This is a genomic window from Stenotrophomonas sp. Bg11-02, assembly GCF_002836635.1.
Taxonomy (GTDB): Bacteria; Pseudomonadota; Gammaproteobacteria; order Xanthomonadales; family Xanthomonadaceae; genus Stenotrophomonas; species Stenotrophomonas lacuserhaii.
In genome coordinates this window covers 67,100-83,794 of the sequence record NZ_PJAY01000068.1, presented here as the reverse complement: position 1 = coordinate 83,794, position 16,695 = coordinate 67,100, and the positions used below count along the sequence as shown (strand labels likewise).

Here is a 16,695-nt window from a genome sequence, read left to right as displayed (position 1 = left end):
GCTGCCGAGGGCAAGCGTCAACCACCGCCCAGCGCGTGCACGATCTCCACCACATCGCCGTCGGCCAGCACATGGGTGGCATGCAGGCTGCGGGTGATGATCTCGCTGTTCACTTCCACCGCAACGCGACGTTCGAGCAGCTGCTCGTGCTGCAGCAGGTCGTGGACGGTGGCGCCGGGGGGCAGGGTGCGGGATTGGCCGTTGAGCTGGATGTTCATGTCGTTATTGTCGCTGATACGGCCATGGCAGGCAGGTTCAATCTGTCATCCAGCGCTCAAGTGTTGTGTTCAAGGGACGCCAGGCGACACTGCATGCCGCGGCGCAGCGTGACTTTGCCTGCGCTGATGAAACCATTGCACCGTGCGCTGGCGTATTGCCGGCGCTTGATCCCACAGGAGTTCCCCATGTTGTCCAGCAAACGTCCCGTCCGCACCCTTATCGCTGCGGCGCTCGCGCTTGCCGCGTTGCCGGCGATGGCCGCCGATCCGGCCTTCAACCGCACGGTGTTCTTTGGCGACAGCCTGACCGACAGCGGCTACTTCCGTCCGCTGCTGCCGCCTTCGGTGCAGCCGGTGACCGGCAAGTTCACCACCAACCCGGCGTGGGTATGGGCCGAGCACGTAGCCGACTACTACGGCACCAATGCCACCCCGAATGGCAACGGCCAGAGCGGTGACAACTATGCCGCCGGTGGTGCCACCGTAGCCACCGACCTGGTCGGCGCACTCGGCCCGACGCCGTCGCTGAAGACCCAGGCGGCCCGTTACCTGGCGGCCAATGGCGGCAAGGCCGATGGCAACGCCCTGTACACCGTGTGGGGCGGTCCCAACGATCTGTTCGGCATCACCAACCCGGCCCAGGCGCCGGCGGTGATCGCGGCAGCGGTGACCAACCAGATCGGCATCGTCGGCAGCCTGCAGGCCGCTGGCGCCAAGTACGTGCTGGTGCCGAACCTGCCGGACATCGGCCTGACCCCGATGGCCCGCGCCGGTGGCCCGGCAGCCATGGCGCAGTACACCGCCGTGGCCACGGCCTACAACAATGCGTTGTATGGCGGCCTGACCCAGGCCGGCATCGAGTTCATCCCGCTGGACACCTTCACCATCCTGCGTGAGATCGTCGCCAGTCCGACCACCTACGGCTTCCGCAACGTCACCGACATGGCCTGCACCTCGGCCTCGTCGGTGACCTGCAACCCGACCAGCCTGGTCGCCCCGGATGCCGCCAACGCCTATGTATTCGCCGATGGCGTGCATCCCTCCGCGGCCACCCACCAGATGCTCGGCCAGTACGCCGTTTCGGTGCTGGAAGCCCCGCGCCTGCAGCAGGTGCTGACGCATTCGGCACAGACGGTCGGTCGCTCGCGCGCTGACCAGGTCAGCCTGCACCTGGGCGGCGCCCCGGCCGATGGCCTGTCGTGGTGGGGTGGAGTGCGTGGCGACATGCAGCGGTACGACCACGCCGACCTGTACGACGGCCTGGCCCCGGCCGGCCTGTTCGGCATCGACTGGGCGCGTGATGGCATGGTCGTCGGCGGCTTCGCCGGCTATGGCCGCATGGATGCCGATTTCGGCAACAGCCAGGGCGACTTCACCCAGTCCGACACCACCGTAGGCCTGTTCGCCGGCTGGTATGGCGAACGCGCTTGGGTGAACGGCCAGGTCAGCTACAGCTGGCTGGACTACGACGTCACCCGCAAGGTGCACCTCGGCCCGGCCACCCGCGAACACAAAGGCTCGCCGGAAGGCAGCAACCTGACCGCCGCACTGAACGCCGGCTACGAGTTCGGCCAGGAAGGCAGCTTCCGCCACGGTCCGGTGGCCGCAGTGATCTGGCAGAAGGTCAAGCTGGACGGCTATCTGGAAAGCAATCCGAGCAGCACCGCACTCGGCTACAGCGACCAGGACGCCGACTCCACCGTCGGCCGCCTCGGCTGGCAGGCACGCCTGGACGGCGGCAGCATCAAGCCGTACGTGCAGGTCACCTACGACCATGAGTTCGAAGACCGCCAGGAAGGCAGCGCCTTCCTGCAGAGCCTGCCGGGCGTGGGCAGCTACCGCGTGCCGGGCCTGAAGTTCGACAAGGACTACGCCACCGCCATCGTGGGTGCGCGCATGGAACTGTTCGGCCTGCAGAGCAACATCGGCCTGAGCGCGACCACGATGCAGAAGAAGGCGATGGACACCTCGATCTTCGCCAGCTTCAGCGGCGCGTTCTGACGGTAGGGTAGTGACGGCCGCTGGCCGTCATCGCCATGGTGGGTGACGACCGTTGGTCGTCACCTCCCGCACTGCGGCGGATTGCGCTTTCCATGGCCCGCCGCCTACACTGTCGCCCTGCATTGCAGGTGTAGCTCAATGGTAGAGCTGTAGCTTCCCAAGCTACTGACGAGGGTTCGATTCCCTTCACCCGCTCCATCGCATGAAAAAGGGGACGGAGGGGATTAAGTCGTTAATGGCCATGCTGCCAGATACGACTTAATCCCCTCCGTCCCCTTTTACGTGCCGCGCGCTATGCTTCGCGCTTCCGCACGGCCCGGCCCCGATGAAACTCGCCATCCTTTCGCGCAACAGCAAGCTGTACTCCACCCGCCGCCTGGTGGAGGCCGCGCGCAGCCGGGGCCACACGGTGCGCGTGCTCGATCCGTTGCGCTGCTACATGCGCATCGCCGCCGACGGTTTCAGCATGCATTACAAGGGGCGGCCGATGACCGGGGTGGATGCGGTGATTCCGCGCATCGGCGCCTCGGTGACCCGCTACGGCACCGCCGTGCTGCGCCAGTTCGAACTGATGGGCGCGCGTACCCCCAATCCCTCCGATGCCATCCTGCGTTCGCGCGACAAGCTGCGCGCCCACCAGCTGCTGGCAGCCAAGGGCATCGACATGCCGATCACCGTGTTCGGCGACAACCCGGATGACACCGTCGACCTGCTGTCCATGCTGGGCCCGCCACCGCACGTGGTGAAGCTCAACGAAGGCACGCAGGGCAGGGGGGTCATCCTGACCGAGAAGGCCAGTGCCTCGCGCGGCATCGTCGATGCCCTGCGCGGCCTGTATGCCAACTTCCTGATGCAGGAGTTCATCGGCGAAGCCCAAGGCGCCGACCTGCGCTGCCTGGTGGTCGGCGACCAGGTGGTGGCGGCCATGCAGCGGCAAGCGCCGGAGGGCGACTTCCGCTCCAACCTGCATGCCGGTGGCACCGCCCAGGCGGCCAAGGCCAGCCGTGCCGAGGCGCAGGTTGCGGTGAGATCGGCCAAGGCGCTCGGGCTGAGCGTGGCCGGGGTGGACCTGATCCGCTCCGCGCGCGGTCCGCTGGTGCTGGAAGTGAACTCCACGCCGGGGCTGGAAGGGGTTGAAGGAGCGTGCAAGGTCGATATCGCCGGACGCATCATCCAGCATGTCGAAAAAATCGTAAGTCGTTGAATATAAAAGTAAATGCGCTTCTCTTTTCTCGTGAGACGCCGATTTAACGACCCTTTAATCGGCACTGACGTAATGTCCATCAAACCGCAGCTCTGCCTCATCAGCAGGATCGGTATCGGGATATGAAACTTCAGACCCGGACGGAGACGTCCGGGTCTTTTTTATGCGACCGCCCACGCCGCCAGCGCCTCGCTTGATCGACCCGCCCATCGCTCGTACAGTTGGGTTTCGTTCATGGAGGAAGCAAAGATGAAGTCAGTTCTGATTGCAGCATTCGCCGTTGCGTTCGGCGTGGCCGGTGTCGCCCACGCCAAGATTGACTCCAAGCCCGCCCGCGATTCCGCGCTGGTGCAGCTGGATGTCGAGGAGTCCGTCTCCCAGCAGCTGGCCCGCGTGGAAGGGGCGCTGCACAGCGAGCAATACAGTGAGATCGGCGTTGAGGACAAGAGCAAGGTCAGCGCCGCCCTCGCGCGCATCCGCGACAACCTGGGCGAGTACGAGACCGTGGAGCAGGCCAATCCGCAGGCCCGCACGGCGATCTACAACGACCAGGAGCTGATCAACACCATCCTGACGCGCGCCCATGCCGACAGCAAGATGGTCTGCCAGCGCGAGCGCCTGACCGGCAGCAACCGCCAGACCCAGGTGTGCATGACCGTTGCCCAGCGTCGTGATGCCCGCAACAACGGCGCAGAGGCGCTACGCAACTACAACCGCGTCAATCCGTACGACGCTAATCGCTGAGCGTCGCGTAACGGGGCTCGACACCGGTGCACGGGAATCCGCCTGTGCCGGTGTTGGGCTCCTTGCCTGCGCGGCGGCGGTACTTTCCTCCCTTGATTCCTTCCTCACATGACTCTTACAGTCAGGGATCTTTCAAGGAGGAGACCAGGATGAAAACGCTTCACACCGTGGCCTTTGCCATCGCCCTCGGCCTGACCAGCCTGTCAGCCCAGGCCTATGTGCAGTCCGAATCGGCGGCCGGCAATACCCGGGCGCCTGTCCAGCTCAACGTGAAGGTGTCCGCCCAGGAGCAGTTGGCCGGTGTGGAGCGCGCGCTGTACAGCGAGCACTACAGCGAAGTGAGCCTGGAAGACAAGAGCAAGGTCAGCGCGGCGATCAACCGCATCCGGACCCGGCTGGGCAACCACGACAGCGTCGAGCAGACCACCCCGCAGGCCCAGACCGACATCCTGAATAACCAAGCGGTGGTCAACACCATCCTCAGCCGGGCCCATGCGGACAGCCGCATGGTCTGCCGCCGCGAGCGTGCCACCGGCAGCAACCGGCCGGAGCGGGTGTGCCTGACCGTGGCCCAGCGTCGCAAGATGCAGGAAGATTCCAAGGAAGGCCTGCGTCGCTTCCAGCACACCAATCGGTGACCTTGACGCTACCTGCGCGCGGTTTCGTGTGAAATGTTAATGCCCGGGTCTGTATGGTTGGCGTCAGCCGGCAACAGCCCCCGGGTCGCAACCTGCGGGTTGCGGCCATGCCGACCCCGGCACCCCATCATGAAACAGAGGTCCCAGTGCGAATTCTCGTCATCGAAGACAACAGTGATATTGCCGCCAACCTCGGCGATTACCTCGAGGACCGCGGCCACACGGTGGACTTCGCCGCCGACGGCGTGACCGGCCTGCACCTGGCCGTGGTGCACGAGTTCGACGCCATCGTGCTGGACCTCAACCTGCCCGGCATGGACGGCATCGAAGTCTGTCGCAAGCTGCGCAACGAAGCGCGCAAGCAGACCCCGGTGCTGATGCTGACCGCGCGCGACTCGCTGGACAACAAGCTGGCCGGTTTCGATTCCGGTGCCGACGACTACCTGATCAAGCCGTTCGCGCTGCAGGAAGTGGAAGTGCGCCTGAATGCGCTTTCGCGCCGCGGCAAGGGCGTGCAGACCCGCGTGCTGGAAACCGGTGACCTGGAATACAACCTGGATACGCTGGAAGTGCGCCGCCAGGGCAAGCTGCTGCAGCTCAACCCGACCGCACTGAAGATCCTGCAGGCACTGATGGAAGCCTCGCCGGCCGTGGTGACCCGCCAGGAGCTGGAAACCCGCGTGTGGGGCGAGGAACTGCCGGATTCGGATTCGCTGCGCGTGCATATCCATGGCCTGCGTGCGGTGGTGGACAAGCCGTTTGAAGTGCCGATGATCCAGACCCGCCATGGCATCGGTTACCGGATCGCCGCGCCGGATGCCTGAAAACGCAGCACCCAGGCGGGCACGCCGGCGCGGACCGTACCGTCGCCGGCTGCGCAGCCGCATCATCGTCTCCTTCGTGCTGTTGGGCTTCTGCCTGACCACGCTGTTTGCGTTCGCCACCAACTGGGCGCGCATGCGGGTGGAAAACCAGCTCGTCGAAGACGTGATGAATCGCAATATCGACGAATATGCTCGGCGTTTCGCGTCCGATTCCAGCCGTAATCCCGATCTTCCCGTGCAGCAGATGTTCGCCCGGCTGGTCAAGCCGGACCGCTTCGAAGCGCTGCGCCAGGAAGAACCCGACTGGTACGAATTCACCGACGGCATCCACAGCGTCAGTGGCACCGATGATAGCGGCCAGCCGTACTCGTACAAGCTTGCGGTGCGTAAGACGCCCCAGGCGTGGTTCTTCCTTGCGTATGACATGACCGAGAGCCTGCGCGGGGAGACACAGCTCAACCGCGCGCTGTTCCTGTCCGTGCTGGTGTTCAGCCTGCTGTCGCTGGTGCTGGGCTGGTGGTCGGCATCGAAAGTGATGAAGCCGGTATCGGACCTGGCCAAGCGGCTGCGCGCCTACCGTGGCGGCACCAGTGATCCCGAACCGCTGGCCCCGCGCTTCCCGGACGACGAAGTCGGCCAGCTGGCGCAGGCGCTGGATGATTATTCGTCGCGGCTGACCGAAGTGGTGCAGCGCGACCGCGAGTTCAACGCCGACGTCAGCCACGAGCTGCGCACCCCGCTGGCGGTGATCCGTGGCGCCACCGAACTGCTGCTGACCCGGCCCGGGCTGGACGAAAAAGTACTGCAGCGCCTGCAGCGCATCCAGCGTGCCGAGCAGCAGTGCAGCGATCTGATTGGCGCCTTGCTGCTGCTGTCGCGCAACGAGCGCGGGCAGGGCACCAGCAATGTGGCGCGGGTGGCCGAACAGCTGCTGGATTCGCACCGTGCGCAGCTGGGTGGCAAGCCGATCACGCTGACCCTGGAAGGCGCCCGCGACGTGATCGTGGACGCGCCGGAGTCTGCGCTGTCGGTGGCGTTGGGCAACCTGATCGGCAATGCGGTGAAGTACTCGCAGGACGGCGAAGTGCGGGTCAACGTCGGCAACAATGCCGTATCGGTGGCCGACAGCGGCCCCGGCCTGAGCGAAGAAGACGCCGCCAAACTGTTCCAGCGCGGCTACCGCGGCACCCATGCCGGCCACTCGCAAGGCGGCGGCATTGGTCTGTCGATCGTCAGCCGCCTGTGCGACCTGTACGGCTGGCAGGTAAGCGTGCGCCCCGGCGGCGACCGCGGCGTAGTGGCCACCCTGACCTTCGCCCCCAAACTGCTCGGCTGAGCCGCGTCTGGTGGGTGACGACCGTTGGTCGTCACGCTCTTGCCTTCCCTTGCCCTTGCCTTTGCATTTGGTGGGCGACGACCGTTGGTCGTCACGTACCTACCGCCACGCTTGCACTCGTCGCGGCTTCATAGGATGGCCTGCAGGCCCCGGTCGGCAATGATGTTGAGCAACTTCAGGGCAGGGCCTGCGGGATGGGTCTCGCCCTGTTCCCACTTTCGGATCGTGGACGCGGACGTGTGCAGGTGAAGCGCAAAGACTGGCTGGCTGAACCTCAGTTCCTCCCGCAGCCGCTTGATGTCGGCCGCACTGAAGTTCCTGACCGGGGGCGGACACATCGCGTCGAACTCACGCATCGTGAGCTTGCTGATCGCGCCCATATCCTGCAAAGCCTGCATATCGCCGCGCAGCGATTCAATCAGTCTGCTAGTCACACCGCACCTCCAACAATATGCCGCACCTGAGTGCTTTGGCTAGATCCAAGGCCTCAAGGTTCAGCAGTGCCTTACCCGCGAACTGCATCGCCTTTCGCTCTTCAGGGGTGATATTTGCCCTCTCATTCTTCGCGTAACCATGCAGGAAAACATATCGCTGACCGATGCGCGCTGAGATCAGGGTTCGATAGCCGCCACTCTTCCCGCAACCGGCACGGCCGATCCTCTTCTTGAAAAGCTGACCGCCCAGATCAACGTCGAACAGTCCGCACCTCAGTTCCTCAACGGCCTTGCACAAAGCCGCGTCGGGGAGCTTTTCGCTATGTTGCCACCGCGAAAAATCACGTCGTTTGAGAACAATCATTGCCGCTTCGCCAAGTGTACCCGAAACGGGTACAGTCATTGCGCATCGCCAGGAGTGGAGTGGCTGCTGTTCGGACGAATGTGCGGCGGTGGAGGATTTACCTCCATCGGGCAACTGCTTACGTTTCGGTCATGTAACCGGTGAGCCAGCGTGCTCGCACTGCGGTTACGCCTGCCGTAAGGCGCCGGCGCTTAGCTCGCTTCGCCCTTGCCTTTGGTGGGTGACGACCGTTGGTCGTCAGCTCTTGCTTCGCTCCTGCCGCTGCGCTCGCCGAGCACGGCTCGGCGCTACCGCCCCGACTTCGGTAGTGACGACCGCTGGTCGTCACGCTTTTGCTCCACCCCTCACCGAGCACGGCTCGGCGCTGCTGCAGCGAAGATCAACCCAGCGCATCTGCCAACTGAAGATAGGTCTGGTGCAACCGCTCCACCTGCGCCTGCAGCGCATCCGGGTGCCCATCATTGGCCACTACGTCATCGGCCAACGCCAACCGCTGTGCCCGACTAGCCTGCGCATCGATCATCCGCTGTGCCAGCACCGCATCATTGCCATCGCGCTGCATCAGCCGGGCAAGCTGCAGGGCCTCCGGCGCGTCCACCACCAGGATCCTGTCCAGCCAGCCATAGGCCGCACGCCCACCGGCCTCGGTCAGCAGCGGAATCGCCGCGATGGCATAGGGGCCTTCCGCCTGCTCGCATTGCGTGCGCAGCAGCTCGCGGATGGCGGGGTGGGTGATCGCCTCCAGCGCCTTGCGTTCGGCCATATCGGCAAACACGTGGGCACGCAGCCGCGCGCGGTCCAGCGCGCCGTCGCCCAGCAGCATGCCGGGCCCGAATCGTTCGGAAATCATCGCCAGCGCCGGACTGCCCGGCGCCACTACCGCACGCGCGGCCAGGTCGGCGTCGGCGACGGTCACCCCCAGCGCCTCGAAGCGCCGGCTCACCTCGCTCTTGCCGGAGGCGATGCCCCCGGTCAGGCCGACGACGAACCGGCTCATCGCAGGCCGGCGTATCTCAGGTAGCCGTCAATCAACGGCTCGCCCCACATGAAGACCAGCCAGCCGGCGATGGCCAGGTAGGGGCCGAAGGGAATCGGCGTGGCGCGGTCACGGCCCCGGCTGTACAGCCAGATGGAACCGACCACGGCACCCACCACCGAAGAGAGCAGGATGATCGGCAGCACGCCTTTCAGGCCGCACCACGCGCCCAGGGCGGCCAGCAGCTTGAAATCGCCGTGGCCCATGCCTTCCTTGCCGGTCAGCTGTTTGAAGATCCACCACACCGACCACAGTGACAGATAGCCCACCAGCGCGCCCAGCAGGGCAGGCTTGGCGGGCATGTACAGATTGTCGACCGCGCCGATCAACCCCAGCCACATCAAAGGCAGGGTCAATTGGTCCGGCAGCAGCTGGGTGCGCATGTCGATGCCCGACAACGCCACCAGGAAACAGGACAGCACGATAGCGCCGAAGCCCTGCCAGCCGAAGCCGAACTGCCACACGCTGGCGAGCACCAGCACGGCGGTCAGCAGCTCCACCAGCGGGTACTGGATGGAAATCGGGGCCTTGCAATGGCGACATTTTCCGCCTTGGATCACCCAGCTGAACAGCGGAATGTTCTCGTACCACGACAGCTTGTGCTTGCAGTGCGGGCAGTGCGAAGGCTCCACCACGATGCCCGGCGGCGGCGGCTCGTAGATGTCCTCCTGCTCCAGCACCTCGTGCGCGTCGCGCTTCCACTGCCATTCCAGCCGCTTGGGCAGGCGCAAAATGACGACATTGAGGAAGCTGCCGAGCAGCAACCCCAGGCCGGCCGCGGCGGGGTAGCCGAGGACCGGATGCTGGTCTAGAAATGCCATTTGTTATCCAACCACCGCGCCGAGTTTGAAGATAGGCAGGTACATACCGATCACCATACCGCCAACGACCACGCCAATGAAGACCATGATCATCGGTTCCAGCAGGCTGCTCAGCGCGTCGACGGCGTTGTTCACTTCCTGCTCGAAGTACTCGGCCACTTTGAACAGCATGGTATCCAATGCACCAGCCTCTTCGCCGATGCCGGTCATCTGCACCACCATGTGCGGGAAGATGTTGACCTGCTTCATCGCCATGTTGACCGGGTAACCGACCGACACGTCATCGCGCATGCGCAGCACGGCCTCTTCGTAGACCTTGTTGCCGGTGGCGCCAGCGACGATGCCCAGTGCTTCCACCAGCGGCACGCCGGCCTTGAAGGTAACGGCCGTAGTGCGGGCGAAGCGCGCGATGGAGCTGTTGTGCATGATCTGGCCGATCACCGGCACTTTCAGGATCAGGCGATCCATGGCGTGCTGCATGCGTGGTGATCGTTTATAGGCCATGACGGAGCCAACGATTGAGCCCGCGAGCACGATCAAGATCAGCCACCACCATGAAGTCATAAAGCGGGACATATTGACGATCATCTGCGTGAACGCTGGAAGCTCGGCTCCGAAACCAGCAAAAACCTCTTCAAACTGCGGCACAACGAAAAGTAGCAGGATTGACGAAACGATTAATGCGACCGCCATGACCATGGCCGGGTAAAACAGTGCTTTTTTAATCTTGCCCTTCAGTGCTTCGATGTTTTCTTTGTAGTTGGCAACGGTGTCCAGTACGGTTTCAAGTACGCCTGCCCCTTCACCCGCGCGCACAAGATTTCGATAGAGCTCGTCAAACTGGACGGGATGCTTACTGATCGCCTCATGGAGAGATGAGCCACCCTCGATGTCCGTCCGGATGGTATCCACCATCTTCTTCATTCGCGGATTCTTGTGACCCCCGCCGATGATTTCCAGTGACGATACAATTGGAACGCCTGACTTCATCATCGTCGCCATCTGGCGACTAAAGAACGCGATATCTTTGGGTGAGACGGGTTTGCCGGCTGCACCGAAAAGCGGCTTCGACTTCGGCTTCACCACCTTTGGCGTAATTCCTTGGCGGCGCAATTCTGCCTTGAGCAGGTTGGCGTTCTTCGCCAACTGCTCGCCCTTCATCTTGACGCCCCGCTTGTCGGTCCCCTCCCAGACAAACGGTGCCAATTCCATAGTGTTGCGCACTACGGGCTCTTTCCTGATCGCACTGCGACTTGCTGACATTTTGAGCTCCCCGGCCTGCCATCCCCAGCAGGCATCTAGCCGCAGATGCTAGCGGATTCCTGTGCTTCTGGGCAGTGCGGCACCGGTGTGACGCGGTCTGGAGGTCGAAGTGGGCCAAAGGTGACGCAATGCGTCACATTGCTGGGTTCATCGCAGAACCCGTTAACCGGGCTTCCCAATCGGGGAAATGCTGGCATCATTGCCGCCGGGGAGATGAGGAGGTCGTGCCGGGGAAGTTGGCACGCAACCTGCATAGTTTTCCTCTGCAAGGTGCTGCGGCCCGCTCAACCGGTGGGACCACCGGCTCCGGCAGCAGTTCCTTTCCATACCACCTAATTCCTTGGGGATGTACAAATGAAGAACCAGAAGGGCTTTACCCTGATCGAACTGATGATCGTCGTCGCGATCATCGCCATCCTGGCCGCGATCGCTCTGCCGGCGTATCAGGACTACACCACCCGCGCCAAGGTGTCGGAAGTGATCGTCATGGCTGCGCCGGCGAAGCTGGCTGTTACCGAGACCTCTTCGAGCCTCGGCGGTTTGGCTCAGATCACTGCTGCTAACAGCGGATACGAGTTCCCGGGCGCGACCGCTTACGTTTCGGGCATCACCGTTGCTGACGGCACCGGTATTGTCACCGCGGCTTCGACTGTTCCGAACGCCGCTGGCAACATCGTGTTGACCCCGGTCGAAGGAAATGGCGGTCAGCTGACCTGGACCTGCTCGACCACGATCGATCCGAAGTTTGTGCCGGCCGATTGCCGTTAATTTAGTGATGCGGCGGTTCTGATCCGCGCGCAGCATTAGATTGTTGAGGCCCCGCTACGCGGGGCCTTTTTTTATCTGATGACCCGTCCTGAATTGGGTTGACACCTTTTCCCTCTGGAAAAGGGATGTTCAATGAAAGCAACAATCAGGCGCAGCCAACGGGATTACTCGCTGGCCTTCAAGTTGTCGGTGGTAGACCAGGTCGAGCGCGGGGAGCTGACCTACAAAAGGGCCCAGGAGCGTTATGGGATCCAAGCGCGCAGCACGGTGCTTTCCTGGCTTCGTCGGCATGGTCGGCAAGATTGGTCAGCTGGGGCATCATTGCCTCCCATGAGCACTGTCCCCAAAGCCGGGGCGGCCAAGCCGCTGACGCCGGAACAACAGATCAAGGCCCTGCAGGTCCAGTTGCGGGAGGCAAACGAGAAGGCGCAGCTGTTCGAGGCCATCGTGGACGTCCTCAAAGAGGATTACGGGGTAAAAATCGTAAAAAAGCCTTCCGGCAAGTCCTCACGCAAGGGCGCCTCAAAGGCGTAAGCGTGGCAAGGGCTTGCCGCCATTTCGGCATCAGTCGGCAGGCGTTCTATCAGGCCGGGCACCGCCATCAGCGGCGAGACGCTGCTGATGCTACTGCACTGTCACTGGTGAGCGACTGCCGCGCGCGCCAGCCTCGGGTCGGTACGCGCAAGCTGCACCATCTGATTGAGCCGAAGCTGCAGGCGGCGGGGATCGCTCTGGGGCGCGATCGTTTATTTGACGTGCTCCGGGAAGCGCGCTTGCTGGTGCGGCAGCGTCGCGCGTATCACAAGACGACCGATAGCCATCATCGCTTCCGCAAGCACCCTAATCTGCTCAAATTCGGTGAAGAGTGCATCGTTCCCAGCGGCTGCGAACAGGTGTGGGTGGCTGACATCACCTTTCTACCAACAGATGGGAAGTTCATTTACCTGAGCCTTGTTACCGATGCGTGGTCACGCAAGATCGTAGGCTGGAGCGTGAATGAGACGCTGCAGACCGAACATACCGCGCAGGCATTGGAGATGGCCCTGAGAAGCCGGAAAACGAGGCAACGACTGATCCACCATTCGGATCGGGGCATCCAGTACTGCTCGGACAACTATCAGAAGATCCATGCCAAGCACGGCCTGACCTGCTCCATGACCGACGGCTATGATTGCTATCAGAACGCTCTGGCAGAGCGGATCAACGGGATCCTCAAATGCGAGTTTCTGCTCCGTCGCCCACGGGACCTGGGACAGGCTCGGCAGATGGTGGCTGAGGCAGTGGAGATCTACAACGCCGAGCGCCCCCACCTGTCCCTTAAAATGCAGACGCCCGATGCGATGCACCGGGCGTCCTTGGCCGCCTGACGGCGGCCGGATCATCCACCCCATAGGTGTCAACCTATGGCAGGACGGGTCATGAGTTCTCAGCTAGCCCCGCTCACCTGGACTAGGCTTAGACTATGATCTTTCGACAATCGCTCATCCTCCCCATCTTCATCCTCTCCGGCTTCGCAGGCCTGATCTATCAGTCCCTGTGGAGCCAGTACCTCGGCCTGTTCCTCGGCCACTCGTCCTATGCCCAGTCCCTGGTCCTGATGCTCTTCATGGGCGGCATGGCCATCGGCGCGTGGTGGGCCAGCCGCCGCAGCACGGACTGGCGCTACCCGTTGCTCGCCTACGCGGCCATCGAACTGCTGATCGGCCTGCTCGGCCTAGCCTTCGACGGCATCTTCCAAGGCGTCACTGGTTGGGCCTACGCCCACCTGCTGCCCGGCCTTGAAGGGCAGGGTGCCACCGCATTGCGCTGGACAATCGCCACCGTGCTGGTGCTGCCGCAGTGCATCCTGCTCGGGGCCACTTTCCCGCTGATGAGCGCTGGTTACCTGCGTGTGCAGCCACAGGCGCAGGGGGAAGTGCTGGCCGGCTTGTATTTCGCCAACAGCATTGGTGCGGCAGCGGGGGCGCTGGCGTCCACGTATCTGTTGTTGCCGGCGCTGGGGTTGCCGGGCGCGGTGATGGTGGCGGGTGCGTTGAACGTCCTGGTGGCGGTGCTGATTTATCCGTTGGCGCGGGGTGGGGAGTCGGGTGTTGGGTGTCGAGCGAGCTCGACACTACCTGGTGGGGCGGGGGACTTGGATGGGGGGTGTCGAGCTCGCTCGACGCTAGCCGTGGGACGAGATCGGACGGTGGTGGCGGTGCTTTGCATTGCACTGCTTACAGGGGCCAGTTCGTTCGTTTATGAAATTACCTGGGTGCGCATGCTGTCGCTTGCGCTGGGCACTACGCTGCATTCCTTTGAGTTGATGCTCGCCGCATTCATCGCCGGCATTGCGTTCGGCGGGCTGTGGCTGCGCCATCGGGCGGACCGCATGGTCTCACCGCTACGGGCGGCGGGGTGGGTGCAGGTGCTGATGGGGTTGGCTGCGCTGGCGTCGATGTTTGTCTATGCGCAGGCGTTCGAATGGGTCGGATGGCTGATGCGGGTGATCGTGCGTAGTGCGGAAGGCTACGGGCTGTACAGCGTGGCCAGTGCGGTGATTGCGGTACTGGTGATGTTCCCGGCTGCGTTCTTTGCGGGCATGACGCTGCCGCTGTTGACGCTGGCGCTTTTGCGGCAGGGGCGCGGTGAGAAGGTCATCGGGCAGGTGTATGCGTTCAATACGGTGGGCGCGATTGTGGGTGTGCTGGCGGCGGTGCATGTGCTGATGCCGATGTTGGGGCTGAAGTACGCGCTGTTGGTGGCGGCGGTGGTGGATGTGGGATTGGGGGTTTGGTTGTTGTGGCCTGGTGGGGTTGTGGGGGCAGGAGCAGGATCAAAAGCGTGGCGACCAACGGTCGCCACCCACCAAGAGCAAGAGCAGGTCGCCACCCACCAAGAGCGGAAGCGCGGGGCGTTTGTTGCGATCGCGCTGGGAATTGCCGGTGTGATCGCGGCGGTGGCGCTGGTGCGGTTTGATCCGCTGGTGCTCAGTTCTTCGGTGTACCGGCATGGCGGTGTGCGTTTGCATGACAGCGCGAAGATGCTGTTCTTCAAGGACGGGCAGACCGCCACGGTGTCGGTGTTCGAGACCGATCGCGGGGCGGGGCCGGTGCGCTCCATTGCCACCAACGGCAAGGTGGACGCGGGCATGGCGGTCAGCGTGGACCAGGAGCCCAGCGGCGATGAATCCACCATGGTGCTGCTCGGCGCGTTGCCGCTGGCGCTCGGCCATGGCTTCGAGCGGGTGGGGGTGATCGGCTTCGGTTCCGGGCTGACCACGCATACGTTGCTTGGCGATCCGCGCGTCGGCCAAGTGGATACGGTGGAGATCGAGCCAGCCATGGTGGAGGGCGCCAAGCTGTTCGGTGATCGCGTTTCGCGCGCGTATACCGATCCGCGTTCGCACATCGTCATCGACGACGCCAAGGCGCATTTTGCCGGCAGTGGGCGCCGCTACGACCTGATCATTTCCGAGCCCTCCAATCCGTGGGTGGGCGGTACGGCGTCGTTGTTCAGCGATGAGTTCTACGCGTTCGTGCCGGGCCAGCTCAACGACGGCGGCCTGTTCGTACAGTGGCTGCAGTTGTATGAAATCACGCCGGAACTGGTGTCCTCCGTGCTGGACGGACTGGTCGATCATTTCAGCAATGTGCGTGCCTATCTGGCGAATGATTCAGACCTGATCATCGTGGCCACGCCGAAGGGAAAGCTGCCCGAACTCAATGCCGGGATATTCGAACATCCGGCGCTGCGTGCCGAACTGGCGCGCGTGGGTGTGCATGGGTTGGATGATCTGCGCGATACCTACGCGATGGGTGATGCGGCGCTGCGTGCTTACCCGGCGCTTTATCCTTCGCCGCGTCATTCTGATTACCACCCGATCCTCACCCTGCGCGCGCCGGTGGCGCGTTTCCAGCAGGGGTATGTGGGGGACGTGGAATCGATCATGACCGCTCCCTGGCCGCTGACCCGCGCATGGGGTGGGCCGGAGCCGCGCGTACCCCCGGCGGAAGGCGCCCAGCTGAACCTGCAGATGCTGCAACGTCGAAGCACTGCCTATCTGTTGTCGCAGCGGCTGCAGCACGGCGCGGACTTGCCGGGCGGTGGCGACCATGCGTTGGCCGATGCGCTGCGTGCTCTGGGTGAGCGCTGTGAACTGGAGATCACCCCGCTGGAAACGGCCGGGCTGGTGTTTTTCCTGGCCGGTGAAACCGTGCCGTTCCTGGCGCCTGCCGAGCGCGAGGCCCTGTGGGTGCGGCCGACGTGGCGGCCATGTCCGCTGCGCGATCCTACGGTCATCGATGCGCTGGCGCTGGTGTCTGCGGCGGCCACGGATGATCACGCGCAGGTTCTGGAAAGCGGCCAGCGCCTGCTGGAAGGTCCGCACAGTGTTGGCCTGCTGGCGGATGCGCGATCGGGTTATTACCTGTTCGGGGCGATGCAGTATGCGGCGTGGGCGAGCGGTGATACGGCGCTGGCGCGGGCATTGTCGGATCGCTATTGGAACTCGCTGGGAACTGATGCGCGGGCCAGCGGGCGGTTGAGGTTGCTGACCTATATGGCAGCGTTGGGAAAGCAGGAACGGTAGCGCCGAGCCGTGCTCGGCGAGGGCAGCGGGAAGGGCAAAAGCAAAGGCAAAGGCGTGACGACCAACGGTCGTCACCCACCCGGGTAGGTGCTGACGGCCAGCGGCCGTCGCTACGTAGAGCGAGTGTCGCGGTGGGCGTGGCTTTGCTTGGGTGCGAGCATGCGCAGTGAGCTCAAGGTGCGTCCGACCGCCGTGTCGCGCGCTTCGCCCATCGGGCGTCGCTTTTGCAGTTTCGCCCATGTACGCAAGGGCTTGCGGCTGATGGTATGGACGCGCTGGCGACGAAGAGCGTCAGCCGGGATTGCCATCCTGCAAGAATCAAGCTTTTTGCCTCTGTTTTGCCCTTTGGGCACGGCGGAGAATGCACTGCATCGCGTGCCGGTTTCATGGCGGGCGATGTGGGGGATCCCTGATCCGCCGGGCTTTTTCGCTTGATTCTCCGGTATGGCAACCCGCATCGCCCGCCACCTTACG

General features: G+C 63.6%; 15 protein-coding genes and 1 tRNA gene. 10 read left to right on the top strand and 6 right to left on the bottom strand.

Going from position 1 to position 16,695, the window contains the following annotated elements:
- Positions 1-17: 17 nt before the first annotated feature.
- Entirely contained in the window at positions 18-218 is a 201-nt protein-coding gene (gene thiS / locus CXG43_RS16275; protein WP_101100859.1) for a sulfur carrier protein ThiS, read from the bottom strand.
- A gap of 186 nt (positions 219-404) precedes the next feature.
- Here thiS and CXG43_RS16270 point away from each other — a divergent pair, with 186 nt between their 5' ends.
- From CXG43_RS16270 to CXG43_RS16240, 7 genes are all read left to right on the top strand, one after another.
- Positions 405-2,219: an autotransporter domain-containing protein gene (locus CXG43_RS16270; protein WP_101100955.1), complete on the top strand. Its 1,815-nt coding sequence runs from the start codon at positions 405-407 to the stop codon at positions 2,217-2,219.
- 124 nt (positions 2,220-2,343) lie between these two features.
- Positions 2,344-2,417 (top strand) — tRNA-Gly (locus tag CXG43_RS16265).
- 127 nt (positions 2,418-2,544) lie between these two features.
- A complete protein-coding gene (gene rimK, locus CXG43_RS16260; protein ID WP_101100857.1) occupies positions 2,545-3,423 on the top strand; it encodes a 30S ribosomal protein S6--L-glutamate ligase in 879 nt (292 codons plus the stop codon).
- Between the two features lie 249 nt (positions 3,424-3,672).
- On the top strand, positions 3,673-4,167 hold the full coding sequence (locus tag CXG43_RS16255; RefSeq protein WP_101100855.1) for a hypothetical protein: 495 nt from the start codon (positions 3,673-3,675) through the stop codon (positions 4,165-4,167).
- A gap of 149 nt (positions 4,168-4,316) precedes the next feature.
- On the top strand, positions 4,317-4,805 hold the full coding sequence (locus CXG43_RS16250) for a hypothetical protein (RefSeq protein WP_101100853.1): 489 nt from the start codon (positions 4,317-4,319) through the stop codon (positions 4,803-4,805).
- Between the two features lie 146 nt (positions 4,806-4,951).
- A complete protein-coding gene (locus tag CXG43_RS16245; protein WP_057687381.1) occupies positions 4,952-5,629 on the top strand; it encodes a response regulator transcription factor in 678 nt (225 codons plus the stop codon).
- Positions 5,622-6,965: a HAMP domain-containing sensor histidine kinase gene (locus tag CXG43_RS16240; protein ID WP_101100953.1), complete on the top strand. Its 1,344-nt coding sequence runs from the start codon at positions 5,622-5,624 to the stop codon at positions 6,963-6,965. The genes CXG43_RS16245 and CXG43_RS16240 overlap by 8 nt, the downstream gene beginning before the upstream one ends.
- A gap of 128 nt (positions 6,966-7,093) precedes the next feature.
- On the opposite strand, the gene CXG43_RS16235 is transcribed toward CXG43_RS16240, so the two are convergent.
- From CXG43_RS16235 to CXG43_RS16215, 5 genes are all read right to left on the bottom strand, one after another.
- Entirely contained in the window at positions 7,094-7,363 is a 270-nt protein-coding gene (locus tag CXG43_RS16235; RefSeq protein ID WP_101100851.1) for a helix-turn-helix domain-containing protein, read from the bottom strand.
- Positions 7,364-7,391: 28 nt separating this feature from the next.
- Positions 7,392-7,763, bottom strand: a complete 372-nt coding sequence (locus CXG43_RS16230) for a type II toxin-antitoxin system RelE/ParE family toxin (RefSeq protein ID WP_101100849.1) — start codon at positions 7,761-7,763, stop codon at positions 7,392-7,394.
- Positions 7,764-8,142: 379 nt separating this feature from the next.
- Complete coding sequence (gene coaE / locus CXG43_RS16225; protein ID WP_101100847.1) at positions 8,143-8,760, bottom strand: dephospho-CoA kinase; 618 nt, start codon at positions 8,758-8,760, stop codon at positions 8,143-8,145.
- Complete coding sequence (locus tag CXG43_RS16220; protein WP_057687384.1) at positions 8,757-9,620, bottom strand: A24 family peptidase; 864 nt, start codon at positions 9,618-9,620, stop codon at positions 8,757-8,759. Before CXG43_RS16220 ends, coaE begins: the two co-directional genes overlap by 4 nt.
- A gap of 3 nt (positions 9,621-9,623) precedes the next feature.
- Complete coding sequence (locus CXG43_RS16215) at positions 9,624-10,883, bottom strand: type II secretion system F family protein (RefSeq protein ID WP_101100845.1); 1,260 nt, start codon at positions 10,881-10,883, stop codon at positions 9,624-9,626.
- A 354-nt stretch (positions 10,884-11,237) separates the two neighbouring features.
- On the opposite strand from CXG43_RS16215, the gene CXG43_RS16210 reads away from it, so the two are divergent.
- The 3 genes from CXG43_RS16210 (at position 11,238) to CXG43_RS16200 (ending at position 16,221) form a co-directional block, all read left to right on the top strand.
- Entirely contained in the window at positions 11,238-11,651 is a 414-nt protein-coding gene (locus CXG43_RS16210; RefSeq protein WP_101100843.1) for a pilin, read from the top strand.
- A 132-nt stretch (positions 11,652-11,783) separates the two neighbouring features.
- Positions 11,784-13,018, top strand: a protein-coding gene (locus CXG43_RS16205) for an IS3 family transposase (protein WP_232767841.1) whose coding sequence is annotated in 2 segments (ribosomal slippage) — positions 11,784-12,135 and positions 12,135-13,018 — 1,236 coding nt in all. Because the reading frame shifts where the segments join, the coding sequence is not laid out codon by codon here.
- Positions 13,019-13,113: 95 nt separating this feature from the next.
- Positions 13,114-16,221, top strand: coding sequence for a fused MFS/spermidine synthase (locus tag CXG43_RS16200; RefSeq protein WP_101100841.1), 3,108 nt, complete (start codon positions 13,114-13,116; stop codon positions 16,219-16,221).
- Positions 16,222-16,695 lie beyond the last annotated feature (474 nt).